Annotated in this window: 11 protein-coding genes; 7 read left to right on the plus strand and 4 right to left on the minus strand. The window is 39.0% G+C overall.

Annotation, left to right across the window (positions count from 1 at the left end; all coding sequences use genetic code 11):
• Positions 1–63: 63 nt before the first annotated feature.
• Together DI060_RS06610 and DI060_RS06615 are read right to left on the minus strand one after the other, a co-directional pair.
• The gene (locus tag DI060_RS06610) at positions 64–837 is read right to left on the minus strand and encodes a hypothetical protein (protein WP_108974973.1); all 774 of its coding nucleotides are present in this window, start codon (positions 835–837) and stop codon (positions 64–66) included.
• Complete coding sequence (locus tag DI060_RS06615; protein ID WP_108974975.1) at positions 837–2,072, minus strand: LBF_1011 family protein; 1,236 nt, start codon at positions 2,070–2,072, stop codon at positions 837–839. Before DI060_RS06615 ends, DI060_RS06610 begins: the two co-directional genes overlap by 1 nt.
• Before the next feature lie 46 nt (positions 2,073–2,118).
• Between DI060_RS06615 and DI060_RS06620 the strand changes: the two genes are divergently transcribed.
• From DI060_RS06620 to DI060_RS06650, 7 genes are all read left to right on the plus strand, one after another.
• On the plus strand, positions 2,119–4,392 hold the full coding sequence (locus DI060_RS06620; RefSeq protein ID WP_108974977.1) for a lytic transglycosylase domain-containing protein: 2,274 nt from the start codon (positions 2,119–2,121) through the stop codon (positions 4,390–4,392).
• Positions 4,393–4,461: 69 nt separating this feature from the next.
• Positions 4,462–5,751, plus strand: coding sequence for a citrate synthase (locus DI060_RS06625; RefSeq protein WP_108974979.1), 1,290 nt, complete (start codon positions 4,462–4,464; stop codon positions 5,749–5,751).
• Complete coding sequence (locus DI060_RS06630; protein ID WP_244594300.1) at positions 5,732–7,663, plus strand: SpoIIE family protein phosphatase; 1,932 nt, start codon at positions 5,732–5,734, stop codon at positions 7,661–7,663. Before DI060_RS06625 ends, DI060_RS06630 begins: the two co-directional genes overlap by 20 nt.
• Complete coding sequence (locus DI060_RS06635) at positions 7,660–8,493, plus strand: class I SAM-dependent methyltransferase (RefSeq protein ID WP_108974981.1); 834 nt, start codon at positions 7,660–7,662, stop codon at positions 8,491–8,493. Before DI060_RS06630 ends, DI060_RS06635 begins: the two co-directional genes overlap by 4 nt.
• 9 nt (positions 8,494–8,502) lie before the next feature.
• Positions 8,503–9,336 (plus strand): TrmH family RNA methyltransferase, encoded by an 834-nt coding sequence (locus DI060_RS06640; RefSeq protein ID WP_108974983.1) that lies wholly within the window; start codon positions 8,503–8,505, stop codon positions 9,334–9,336.
• Positions 9,333–10,400, plus strand: coding sequence for a glycosyltransferase family protein (locus tag DI060_RS06645; protein WP_108974985.1), 1,068 nt, complete (start codon positions 9,333–9,335; stop codon positions 10,398–10,400). The genes DI060_RS06640 and DI060_RS06645 overlap by 4 nt, the downstream gene beginning before the upstream one ends.
• Before the next feature lie 3 nt (positions 10,401–10,403).
• Positions 10,404–12,062 (plus strand): DUF342 domain-containing protein, encoded by a 1,659-nt coding sequence (locus DI060_RS06650; protein WP_108974987.1) that lies wholly within the window; start codon positions 10,404–10,406, stop codon positions 12,060–12,062.
• Here DI060_RS06650 and DI060_RS06655 read toward each other — a convergent pair.
• On the minus strand, positions 12,059–12,814 hold the full coding sequence (locus DI060_RS06655) for an LA_1326/LA_4305 family lipoprotein (RefSeq protein ID WP_108974989.1): 756 nt from the start codon (positions 12,812–12,814) through the stop codon (positions 12,059–12,061). The genes DI060_RS06650 and DI060_RS06655 overlap by 4 nt on opposite strands.
• Before the next feature lies 1 nt (position 12,815).
• Complete coding sequence (locus tag DI060_RS06660; protein ID WP_108974991.1) at positions 12,816–13,175, minus strand: STAS domain-containing protein; 360 nt, start codon at positions 13,173–13,175, stop codon at positions 12,816–12,818.
• Positions 13,176–13,204: the final 29 nt, after the last annotated feature.

The raw sequence follows: 13,204 nt of genomic DNA on the forward strand, positions 1-13,204 counted from the left end.
AGTAATCCCTTTTGGAGAGTTTTTCCCAATGTAGGAGGAGTCCCCAAGCCTGAAAAGGTTTTTTTAGGTCCGAAACGAAGGGAGTTTGATCAATTCGCAGGCTTCGTCCACAAATTGTTGGAATTCCCGAAGTCCTTCCATAATGGACTTCCCTTCTAACATGGTGGCCTTTTCAAATCTAGTATTGAATTTGATCGGCTCCTCCAAGTTCATGATCACATTATTGCCTTCGCGGATCTCATGGTTTACAGATTTCAAAAACTCCTGAAATTTGCTCAAGGTTTCAAAAGACTCTGCAATAAAGATCCGAGATTGTTTATTTTTCATCCGAGAGAGCTGTTCACGAAATTCTTGTTTGTCGGCTGCCGAGTATTCTTCGATGGTCTCAATCAAAATTTTCATATTGCGACGAAGGTTCTCCATATACTTCAAAACCGTGTCCCTTTCTGTTGCGTGCGAATAATCAAATTTGATATGTGCATCACCTAAAATAGGTATGTATTCCAAATCCATAATATTGATAAGAGTACCTATTTGATTGATCTCGGTATCGTTTGAATTGGGTGTGATTTTCATCACTGGGTATTGAGAGATTACCTTGTGTTTTACGTTATCTGGATCTGCCGCACGCATCTTTACATTTTGCATGGTTTGCTCTAGGTTTTCCGGGATACCTTCAGGTGAAACTTCTTGGATCCGGCGACGGTAACGTTCTATATCAAAGGCAACCCTTTCTTTTTGTAGATCATTTTTGGCTCCTTTTTCAATCCTTTCTAGATTTTTGAGCATCTTTTGGAGCCTTGTAAGTTCTTGTATATCGTCCTGAGACAGTGGCATTAGATATCCCCCAACTCTCTTGGAAAGACTGGAGTATTGCCCAATCGATCCAAAGTACTAAAGATTGCATTGGAATTTGTTTCATTTCCGCGAGATTCTAGAACTTTTGCGTAGATATAGAGTGGCGTAGGGAGGTGTTTGAGTCTGCCAGCCAGAGAATAATAGTGCAGAAAGGAATCATACTCTCCGTTCATAAAACAAACAAGTGCCATTTGCATATTTAAATAAAAAGAGTATGGTTTCTTTCTTGATTCAAAGTACAAAGTGTTCAAAAAGCTCTCCCCTCCCTCTTTGTACTTCATCATACAATTGATAAAAGGATCAAAACTCAAATGAAGATCATAAGCAAAGATTCGATCTGATTCTTCCCAATCTCCCCTATATACGATTTCTAATTTGTTCTTAAAAATCAAATACTGATTAGGGTTAAGGATTTGTTTGGCTTTTCGTAAGAGGGGAAATGCCGGTGCCTTACCCAAAACTACATTCAAAAATTGAGCTTGTTCCCATTCTTTCCAATCCTGAAAAAATGCGGATAAAAACTGTAAGAATCGAATGCTAGGCTCTCCAGTCCAGTGACCGTTTTCGATCGCATGGAACAGGATACCAGAGATTTGCCAGTGCCCATCCACAAGAACCATTCTGCTTAAGCTCTCAAAACTTACTTGTTCGAAATTCCCTTGCATATAGTCAACTAATACCTGCAATACGGAGGTGGAACCTTGCAAGTCCGCGGACTTTTTGCCCAATAATTGGAGAAAGGCTATGCAGTCATCCTTGAGACCAAACTCTCTCTCGGTAAATTCAACCCAATCACTAAAGGATTTTAATTCGCCAGTCAAAAGGAAACCAAAGCCAAGGGTTTCCCAATTCTCTCTGTCGATCTCTTCCATTTCTTTGGCTAAGCAACGCCTCCAAATCTCATCTCGGAGACTGGAATTGAGTTTGGGCGCCGGTGGCGTCCATACGACTGAAAAGGGATTTTCTTTGGAATTTCCTGCCAAAATGGAACAAACTTTAAGACCACCTGAAAAATCGGTCGATAGGTAGAGTAGATACTGAGCGAAACGAGACTGTTTTCCAGAAAACGTCTCCAGATATTCACTCCAAAGTTCAGCCAGAGGACGGTTTTGGTCCTGTTTGGAAATGGATGGTTCATTCACTTTAGGAGAGTGTTTCGGGGAGACCAATCTGGTTTCAGGCCAGGATAAGGTAAATTGGCTAGGTTGGCTCATGGGGAAGATTCCTTTCCCTTAAAATTCGATCTGATAGGAAGTATGCATGAGGTTTTTTTGGGTAGCAAGTAGATTTCTGATCCTTTGCCTCCTATCCACAGAATTAATCGCGGAAGAAGATATCTACTACTGGGTTAAATCTCACCAATGGGATAAAATAGAAGAAAAATTTAAAAGAAGTTCACCAACGCGCGAGAGTGAAGTCTTTAGTTTAATCGAATTTCATGATAAGGCACCAAATGGAAACAGTGAAACACGTTTTCGTTATATGATCTCACTCGTTCGCGGTGTCTTTGTCAGTGAAACTGGGCCAGAAGAGACCAAAAAAATCCTCACCCAAAGTATGCCCATCCAAACAACACTTTTCAAACTTACGTATTGGAAGTTGTACAATGAAATTTCCTTACGAAATCATTTCAATAACGATGAGAAAATCCAATATCTCTCTCGATTGAATTTTGAGGAAGACCCTATCTGCCGGAAAGCTTTTGATGAAATGATCCGCCTACTAGCCATTGAAAATCGCTGGAAGGATATCATAGAAAAAACAGCAAATATCCAGGAAGCGGTAAAATACTACATCGTAACTCCAGACTCACAATACCGATTGGGAAAAGCAAAATTGATGTTAGGAGATGAAGATGGTGCTCTGGACGAATGGATCAAATGCATCCAAAAAGACAGCACACAAGAATACACAATCCAATACATTGCAGCAGATCTTGGAAAATGGAAAGGGAATAATTTTATTCACCAACTACCCGTCTCCGAACTTAGTCTTTTCATTCCAGCAATCAACCAAGCTGATAAAGAAGCAATTTTTCGTTCAAGACCCGAACTATTTTCTTCACGACTCCAATACTACCAAGGATTCAAATACTTAAGCCTACAATTAACAAAACTCGACCGCACTGAAGAACTTTTTAGAGTTTTAAAATCAAATCGCGCTTTTGTTGAGTTGGATCCTAGTTGGATTTCCAACCTAGCAGATATTCTCTACCAACAAAATAAATTCAATAAGGCAATTGAACTCGTAAAGACCTATGGCTCTAAAGACCCGGGCACCTATCGAATCTTAGCTGCCTCATATGATAGGCTGAATGAAAACGATTTATATTTTGAAAACTTGGTCCTTTATCTTTCGAAATACCCATTTAATTTATTCTATCAGGACCGATTGATAGAATTTTTGGTGAAAGGGAAAAGTTCAGATTTGGATTTTGCACCACTTGCAAAATTTGAAAAGGCCATAGCGGAAATACCTAACCTTCCTGTTAAAGGTAGATTGGTATATTGGTATCTGAGAGCCTTAGAATCAAAATCAGAAACAGACCGCTTAAAAAAAGAATTAAAACGCTACTATTACCTCTGCCCAGGCTCTTACTATACAAGGGTCATACGCGAAGAATTTATTTTAAAAATCAAAGAATCCAAAGAACCAGAAAACCCGACCTATAACCGCGATGCACTATTTGAGTATCTATCTTATACTGCAGGGATACCCGAAGAATCGAATTCAATCCTAGGAAGAAATCTTGCCTTTGCCTATCCCAAGGGCGCCTACGAATTGGGAACACGGCTATCGAATGCGCAAGGTAAGGTGCAGAGCAGTCGGATGTTATCTTTGGCAGCTGATTACTTTCGGGTTGGCGAAGATGCCTTAGGATTGTCATTGGTCAACCATTACACCTTAAAAGAAAAGCTCTCAGAAGAAGACAAAGAAGAGCTACTGGTGGGAATCGGTGATCAATCGAAAAACACATATTATTCGGCATTCTACACTCGATCCCTCTTGAAACGCTATTTGATTCCAGACGACCCTATTCTTCTACCTACAGCGATCTCCTCACGGATCTTTCCCAGACCTCATCGAGAGCTCGTGAAAAAGTATTCCGAAGAGAACCAGATTTCGGAAGATATGGTCTATGCCCTCATGAGACAGGAATCCTTCTTTAAAGAAACGGCCACCTCACGCTCCAATGCTCGTGGTCTTATGCAGATCATGCCAGCAACAGGGAGGGAGTTGGCACAAAAGATGGGAATTTCCGAATACTCTCTCTATTCGCCTTACATTTCCATCCGTTTAGGAACCAAATTTTTGGCCTACCTGCTTCGCTCCAATGAGAACCAACTTCGATGGGCATCTATTGCGTACAACGGGGGGCCAGGAAACCTTCGTAAGTGGAAAAAAGCAGTCTACAGAGGCGATTTTAATCATTTTCTTGAGGACTTACCTGTGAAGGAATCGCGGGACTACTGCCGCATCGTAGTATCCAATTACTATGCCTATGATATAATGAAAAAATACCACAAACTGTAAAAAATGGCTTTTCCTCGTATTTTCTCCTATCATCTTATCTCTTAAAGAAGAGAAGATACAGGAGTAGGTATGTCCGATAAGGCAATTCTAAAAATCGAAGGGAAAGAATATGAACTTCCCATCGTCATCGGTTCCGAGAAAGAGAAAGCAATCGATATCACAAAACTGCGCCAATTATCTGGTTACGTTACGCTTGATAGCGGATATCTAAATACAGGAGCTTGCACTAGCTCAATTACCTTTCTAGACGGAGAACAAGGTATCCTTCGATACCGAGGTATCCCAATCGAGGACCTTGCTGCCAAATCTACATTTACAGAAGTCGCCTATCTCCTGATCTATGGCAAATTGCCAAATGAAACAGAACTAAAAACATGGAATGAGTCCATCACGCACCATACCATGATCCATGAGGATCTAAAACGATTGTTCAATGGTTTTCCAAAAGATGGACACCCAATGGCAATCATGTCTTGTATGATGGGCTGTCTTTCTACCTATTACCAAGACTCGTATGACCCACTGAACGAAGAGCACAGGGAGATTTCTATCATACGCTTAATTGCAAAATTCCCTACGATCGCAGCCTATGCTTTCAAAAAGTCAATTGGCCAACCAATCATCCATCCTCTCAACCACCTAGACTATGCAAGTAACTTCCTGAATATGATGTTTGCAGTTCCGGCGGAAGAGTACAAAATTGATCCTGAAGTCGTGGCGGCACTCAACTTATTGTTGATCCTCCATGCTGACCATGAACAAAACTGTTCCACATCGACTGTGCGTTTGGTGGGATCATCTCTTGCAAACTTATACGGTGCAATCTCCGCTGGGATTCTAGCACTTTGGGGACCAAGACACGGTGGAGCCAACCAAGAAGTTTTAGAAATGTTGGAAGGAATCAAAAAGTCGGGTTTGAGTGTTAAAAAGATAGTGGAACAGGCTAAAGATAAAAATAGCTCCTTCCGTTTGAATGGATTTGGACACCGCGTTTACAAAAACTTCGACCCACGAGCCAAAATCATCAAAGTAGCTTGTGACAAAGTCCTCAATAAATTAGGAATCAAAGATCCGCTTCTAGATATCGCCAAAGAATTAGAAGATGCCGCTCTCAATGATCCTTACTTTGTAGAAAGAAAGCTCTATCCAAATGTGGACTTCTACTCTGGAATTATATACCGTGCACTTGGTATCCCGACAAACATGTTTACCGTGATGTTTGCGATGGGTCGTTTGCCTGGTTGGATTGCACAATGGAAGGAAATGATCGAGGACCCTGGCTTGAAGATCGGAAGACCACGACAAATCTACACAGGACCAGTCGAAACTCCTTACGACGTTGCAAAGAAAAAAGGCTAAAATTAGTCTACTTCAAAGGTGGGAGAGATATCTCTCTCCTACCATATTTGTTCTCCTTATCCTCTACCAATCCCCTATCCATTCGGAAACAAACCAAAATTTCAAAGTAGAACATTGGGAAGATGCTCAAAACACATTTGCCCTAAAAGACATCCAAACTAAGGCTGCCTCAAATACCCTGAACAGAGAAAATTTTTTTAACTTTGGTTTTTCTAAATCAGCTCACTGGTTCCGGTTAACAGAATTGCCCAAAAACAAAGATATTTTAGTTATCCAGGCACATAACATTGATCAGGTGGATTTTTTCATTCCAAACACTAGAGGTGAGTATATTCTAAAACGCTCGGGCAGTTCTATCCCTATGTCTGAACGGGATAGTCAACATAGAGCCTTTATCGTATCCGTAGGTGATCTTCCAGAAAATGCCTCTATCTTTATTAAAATGAAATCAGACATCTCACTGCAATTTGGCGTCTCATTTCAAAACTTTCAGGAACTCTTTGCAGATGATTACCAAAGCCAGTGGCTATATGGACTTTTTTTTGGATTTATCTTTTTAATTTTTTTATACAATCTAGCAATCGCTGTTGTCGTACGTGATATTAATTACTTTTATTATGTTGGCTATGTTTTCTTTTTTGCATTCGGTCAATTATCCCTTTTAGGTTTCTTTCAATATTTTTTTGTGCCAGAACACCCACATCTAATGAAAGTTGGCATCCCATTTTTCTTTAGTGGGAGCATCGGACTCTTTGCACTCTTTACGAGCAATTTCTTGAAGTTAAAGAAAAGAATGCCCATAGCTTTTCGAATGACAAAGGTATTTTGGGTTGCAAGTATTTTAAATATGATATTTGCATTAATGGGTCAGGTATATTTTTCCGCACAATTTGTAACATGGGAAGTTCTTGTTTTTTCCATTTTTATCATTTCAATCATCATCATTGGCTTCCGTAGACGGATTCGCAATTTCTATTATTTTGCTGCAGCTTTTTTGATCTTAATGCTTGCCTGTTTTGTCTACGGCATACTTAAACTTTTCCCTATTGGAAGTAATACTTTTATCGAAGAGATGCTTTTCCCTGTAGCATCCCTCGCCGACATTACACTCTTTTCATTCGCTTTGGCGGATCGAATTCAATTGCTGAGATTAGATAAAGATCGTGCCTTAAAACAATTGGAAAGGCATGAAAAAGAGAGACAAATCTCGCGTGATATTTTGATGCAATCTCTCCCGAAGACTATCCCTCAAATTCATAATCTAAACATCCAATTGTTCATTCAGCCAATGAAACAAGTGGGTGGAGATTTTTACGAATTTTATTCCCCAAACAAAAGTGAATTGGGAACATTGCTCTGTGATGTGTCCGGACATGGGATTCCCGCATCCTTAATTTCTGCTATGGGTAAGGTGGCTTATTCTACTCAGAAAGAAAACCTATTCTCACCCAAACGCGTATTAGAGGGTATGAATTCAGTACTTTATGGAAATTGCACTCCTCAATACTTAACAGCGGCATATGTATATTTAAACACCCAAACTTCCGTATGGAGATTTGGTAGAGCCGGACACCCTAGCCTCTATTTACAAAGAGCTTCAGGAGAAATCATCAAAGTACACCCAAAAGGCAAAATAATTGGTGCCTTCCCTCATCTTCAGTTTGAAGAAATTTCCTATCCCATGGAGAGTGGTGATCGTGTACTGATTTTAACAGATGGCGTTACCGAGGCTTTCAATCCATTGGAAGAAATGTTCGGAGAGACAAGAGTTATGGATTTTATGATAAAGATGCGAAAACTCCCTGCAATTGAGTTTAAGAAAGGTTTAGTGCATAACCTAGAGCAGTATACAAAAAAAAGCCTAAAGGAATGGGAAGATGATATTACATTCATACTTCTCTCACTCGAATGAAAGACCAATACCAACTCCTAGACTCTGGAGAATTTCATAAATTAGAAATTATCGGTGACTATAAGATTATTCGATCATCACCTTCCTCTGCTTACAAAAAACATTCACCGGATAAATGGAAGGATGCATGGGCAACTTACCACAAAAATGATTCCGGCTCAGGGCATTGGACATTTCAAAAGAAAATACCTGAGAGTTTTCAAATTTCCTTTTCCAATCTACAATTTAAAGTCAAACTCACTCCCTTTGGTCACATCGGTTTGTTTCCAGAACAAAAGAAAAATTGGGAAAGAATCAGAAGCATTGGCGAAAAAACAAAAGGTTTAGAAGTCCTCAATCTATTCGCGTATTCTGGTGGTTCTACTTTAGCATGTTTAGATGCAGGTATGAGTGTTTGTCATGTTGATGCATCTAAAGGAATGGTAGACTGGGCTCGAGAAAATGCTGCACTTTCCAAATTAGATGGACGACCTGTTCGGTGGATTGTGGACGATGTTTTAAAATTCATTCGTAGAGAAATCAAAAGAAATAAAAAATACCAAGGTTTTATTCTAGATCCACCAAGTTTTGGAAGAGGCTCTAAAGGCGAAGTCTGGAAAATAGAGGATGATTTACCTGAGTTATTAGATGCGCTCATGGATTTATCTGATAACTCACCTACTTTTGTGATTTTAAGTTGTCATAGCCAAGGTTATAGCCCTCTTACTTTAGAAAGAATGTTATCCAGCAGAATTAAGCACCCAGGACATTATGAAACAGATGAATTGTACATACCGGAAGCATCTGGGAAAAAATACCCAGCAGGATTTTGTACATTTTATCACCGTTAGTCTGTTAGTATGAACATTCAAGAAATCACGAGTTTTTCAAATCCAAAGGTAAAATGGGTTTCTTCTCTTAAGGATAAAAAATTTCGAGACCAAGAGGGTAAATTTTTTATCGAGGGATTTAGAGAAATATCAAAAGCTATTTTTGGGAATCAAAAAAATACAAATTGTTTTCGTATTCAAATCGACTGTCTTTTCATCTCTCCTGATTGCTTTTTAGGAAATCAAGAAACTCAGTTGATAAAAAGTGCAAATTGTCCTGTATACCAATTGCCAAAAAAAATTTTTGAAAAGATATCGTATCGAGACCGTCCAGACGGATTGATTGCAGTAGCAAAAACACCCAATCCTGTTTACGATTGGAATCTGATAAAGGATCTATCTTTCAATCCTATATTAATCATTGAAGGTGTAGAGAAGCCTGGAAATTTAGGGACAATTCTCCGAACGGCAGAAGGAGCAGGAGTAAAGCTCGTCCTTGTGACCGATCCAAAAATTGATTTATTCAATCCAAATGTTGTCAGAGCAAGTACCGGTACTTTGTTCACTTTACCAATTTTTCTATCGCCTTTAGATGAACTCACGAAGAATCTAAAGAAATTTTCTTATCAAATTTTTGCAGTTACTCCCGAAGGAAGAACGCTCTACACTAGCGCAAATCTTTGTGAAAAAAGTGCGTTCCTGTTTGGCAGTGAACAGTATGGACTTTCCGCAGAAGCAAAAAAAACAAGCCATGATACACTTTTTCTACCTATGTTCGGAGAGGCAGATTCTTTAAATTTGGCAATGTCATGTGGCATTGTCTTATATGAAAGTTTAAGACAAAACAAAAAGGGAATCATTTGAAAATCTATTACTATTCTTCAGGCCATGGATATGGACATATCAGTCGAAGCTCAGTCATACTCTTAGAACTCTTAAAGTGTCCTCAAATAGAAGAAATTCATTTAGTTTCCGATAGAATCTCATTCATTGATTGGGAACATCCAAAATTAAAAAAAAGAAAAGTGAACTTGGATTTAGGAGTGATACAAAAAGACTCCTTGTCTATTGATCTAAAGGCAACCGAAGCAAACTTACAAACATTTGAGAAAGACAAACACAAATTAATTCAATCTGAATCGAAATATTGCAGAGAGAATAGTATAAAATTGATCATGAGTGATGTAAGCTCTTTACCAATGGTCATTGCTGTAGAGGCGGAAATTCCTTCGATCTTCATTGGCAATTTCACTTGGGATTTTATCTATAGACATTATGCAAACCAATCAAGTTATTTCTCTTATATCGCCGATCTATATGCAACCGAATATTCCTTTGCAACGGAGGCATTGTTTTTACCTTTAACTTGTTCGATGCCTTCCTTTCTTGAGACCAAAAACATTGGCTTCGTAGGAAGAAAACCAAATGTGAGTAAAGAAGAGGCAAAGAATTCTTTTGGATTTCGATCGGACAAAACGTACATTCTCATGTCCTTTGGTGCCTATGGACTTTCTGGATTCCCACTCAATCTAGAAAAATTGTCTGATGAGATTGTTTTAGTCGCTTCAGGTGTCCCTGGCCTAGTGGATAATAGAATTTTTGTCCCGAGAGAAGGACACTACCCAGATCTGGTAAGCGCATGTGATTTTGTCTTAACAAAACCTGGCTACGGAATTATTTCCGAATGTGTGTATGCGAAAACTCCCATTCTATACACAGAAAGAGGAGATTTTGCAGAATACCCAGTATTAACCAATTGGCTGGATACGTTTTTTCCTTCTTCCTATATTTCTCACGAACAAATTTCTAACTGTGATTTCAATGGATCAATTTCTAGTATTGACAATTCTCTATGGACTACTAAATTGAAGGAGATTCTATACGATGGCGAAAAAACAGTCGTCGAACAGGTATTAGAATATTCGTAATATATGCCCAGTCCAGATTCCTACACCGATAAGATTTTACAAGAATTAGAAGCCAATGAAAACGGATTCTTTCAAATCGAAAATAAAGTTGGGAAAGCATATTTGAGAGTTACCAAAGGTGGCGCAAAAGGCAAACGCGTAGACCTAAAAGATGTAATTTCTCGGATCAAACTATTCGGTGTGGAAGATTACGATACCGAGCAGATCAAAAAATTGATCCTTCTTGCAGATGGAAGGGAAACTGAAATAGGCCATTGGTCAAAGGGGCAACCTGAAGATTCCTATATTGACATCCATATATCAGAAGACTCTATGTCAGCAAAGCTGATCCTCTATCCCCCGAAACATGGTGGTGAGCTCATGACTGAACATAAGCTACGAGAAACCATCGCAAGCCAAGGGATCAGTGTTGGCATTATAGATTCGGTTCTTCAGTCCCTGATCCGTGAACCTATTTTTCATAGTCCCATCGAGTTTGCAAAAGGTCTTCCTCCTGTCCTAGGCCGAGATGGCGAAATCAAATTATATTTTAGGTCTGAGAACAAGCCAAATTTAGAAGAGGATGAACATGGCCGAATAGACTATAAAAATATAGCAATGATCCAATCCGTGAAAGAAAATACGCTTCTTGCGGAAATCATTCCGCCGAAACAAGGAAGTCCAGGCCGTACAGTCAAATCAGAAAGTTTAGAACCACCACACCCTAAGTCAGTTTCATGGATCATCGGAAACAATGTAGAAGAGAAAGATGGCAAATTATTTTCGAAAATTGCAGGCCGCCCTGTCCTAGATAAATCGGGTGAGATCCGAGTAGATGAAGTGATCAATTTAGAGGCGGTCGATTATTCAACAGGGAATGTTGATTTCCCTGGAACAATCATCGTAGAACAAAAAATAGGTGATGGTTTCTCCCTAAATACGAACGGCAGTATCATAGTTAACCAATCCGTAGGTAAAGCTTTTCTCAAAGCTAAAGGGGATATCGTCATTTCAGGCGGCTTTATGGGAAGAGGAGAAGGATTCCTCGAATCGGATAGCAATGTATATGTTAAATTTGTAGAACAAGGTAAAATCAGCGCTGGAGGCAGTATATTTATTGAAGAAGCCTCCATGCATTCTGAATTGTCAGCCAAAGATATGATCCAAGCCTCCGGTGGTAGAGGTGAACTCATTGGGGGAACAATCATCGCCGCCAATTCCATCGTCTGTCAAAAATTAGGTGCCGTTGTGGAGACAAAAACAAAATTAGCCATTGGAACTCCGCCAGAATTATTGGAGGAGTTGAACCGAATGAAATTAGAGATCAATGAAAAAGGTTCCACTCTAAAAAAAGTCCAACTAACTATACAAAAACTGGTAGAACAATCCCAAAAAAAAGAGCTAAAAGAAGATGAAAAGGATATGCTCTTAAAGCTAAAGGAAGCCAATGAAAAGTATAGTACCTTACTGGAAACCTTACAAAAACAATTTGATACTGCACTTGGTTCCTTCGAACCTAACAAGGCGGCTTACGTAGAAATCCAAAGAGAAATGTTTCCCGGAGTTGAAATTAGTTTTGGAGTAGGAAAAATCTACAGAAGCCCTTTCAATTCAATGATAGGAAAAACAAGCTTGCAGTTAGGACAAGATGGTAGCATTCAGACAGAACGTATGCAACGTTAGTCTTGTATGATGGCATCGTCATCTTCTTTTGAATCCGACTTTATGTCCTTATCAACCATTCTCGTTAATTCTTTGCCTTGTTTTTTCCGTTTCTCAAGTTTGATCTGGTTCAAAGAAGATTTAGAAAATACAACCCATCGTTTGTTGCTAAAACCATTTACCTTACGAAATTCAAAATCGGAAGATGGTAATAACTGATAGTTTAGAGCAACGTTTTCAAAAGAAATCTCCGGAATACGAGACCAATCGAAGTAGTTCCCCTCTTCATCAAATTCGATTTCTTTTTGTACTTCGCCAAACACGATCTCCACATTTTTCTCAGTTGAAAAAACATAGAAACTCGTTCTGGAATAGTGTGAAACCACCGACTTTACAGAATTATATTTTGATATAACCAACAATGCTTCATCCGGCTTGATACGCCCCAAAGCATCGCGTAAATCAGAAGCAAATTCTTTCAATTCGGTTTCATCGAAAATATAATTTACAAGCACCCCAAGAGAGGTCTCTCGTCTATACTTCAAATTGCCTAAAAGATCGATTATCTTTTCTTCCGTGATGTCGATCGGGTGGACAAAAGACTGAGGCAAACTACCTTCCGTCTTTGTTTTGATCTTTTCTCTTTTTACACTATAAGTCGCAAAATTATTGTTATGGTATAAAAGCTGTTTTGTCTGAGTGCCAGTAGCACATCCGAAGAAAAACGTTACATAAACAATGGCAAAAAAAGAGAAACGTGAAATTGATTTCATTTTAAGGGTCCAAAGATTTTTTGAATTCAGGAAATTTGGAGACGTATTCATCTAGGGTAAGGATAGAAAGAATATGGTTTAAGCCAGACAAACGAAAGACTGAATTCAGATTTTTATTTAGGTTGGTTACGAAAATTTCAATACCTTTATTGTGTAAGGCAGAGGAAGCCTTGATCACTGCACCAATTCCAGAAGAATCCAAAAATTTCACGGAACCAAAATCCATACTGATCTTGGCAAATGTTCTTCCTTCCAAGGCTTTCTCAAACTCTTGGTAAAATTCCCTAGAATTCTCCATGAGGATGTCCCTTTGGATGGAAAACAAAAGGTGGCTGTCAGATTGGTGGATTTGTATTAGCATTTCAGGGTTATATGAACCAGTTAAGCATT

Source organism: Leptospira ryugenii (assembly GCF_003114855.1).
In the GTDB taxonomy this organism is placed as follows: domain Bacteria; phylum Spirochaetota; class Leptospiria; order Leptospirales; family Leptospiraceae; genus Leptospira_A; species Leptospira_A ryugenii.

Bases quoted from the DNA above. Each gene is read 5' to 3' on its own strand.
- DI060_RS06610 (WP_108974973.1), bottom strand. From the start codon at position 837: ATGCCACTGTCTCAGGACGATATACAAGAACTTACAAGGCTCCAAAAG.
- DI060_RS06615 (WP_108974975.1), bottom strand. From the start codon at position 2,072: ATGAGCCAACCTAGCCAATTTACCTTATCCTGGCCTGAAACCAGATTG.
- DI060_RS06620 (WP_108974977.1), top strand. From the start codon at position 2,119: ATGAGGTTTTTTTGGGTAGCAAGTAGATTTCTGATCCTTTGCCTCCTA.
- DI060_RS06625 (WP_108974979.1), top strand. From the start codon at position 4,462: ATGTCCGATAAGGCAATTCTAAAAATCGAAGGGAAAGAATATGAACTT.
- DI060_RS06635 (WP_108974981.1), top strand. From the start codon at position 7,660: ATGAAAGACCAATACCAACTCCTAGACTCTGGAGAATTTCATAAATTA.
- DI060_RS06640 (WP_108974983.1), top strand. From the start codon at position 8,503: ATGAACATTCAAGAAATCACGAGTTTTTCAAATCCAAAGGTAAAATGG.
- DI060_RS06650 (WP_108974987.1), top strand. From the start codon at position 10,404: ATGCCCAGTCCAGATTCCTACACCGATAAGATTTTACAAGAATTAGAA.
- DI060_RS06655 (WP_108974989.1), bottom strand. From the start codon at position 12,814: ATGAAATCAATTTCACGTTTCTCTTTTTTTGCCATTGTTTATGTAACG.
- DI060_RS06660 (WP_108974991.1), bottom strand. From the start codon at position 13,175: ATGCTAATACAAATCCACCAATCTGACAGCCACCTTTTGTTTTCCATC.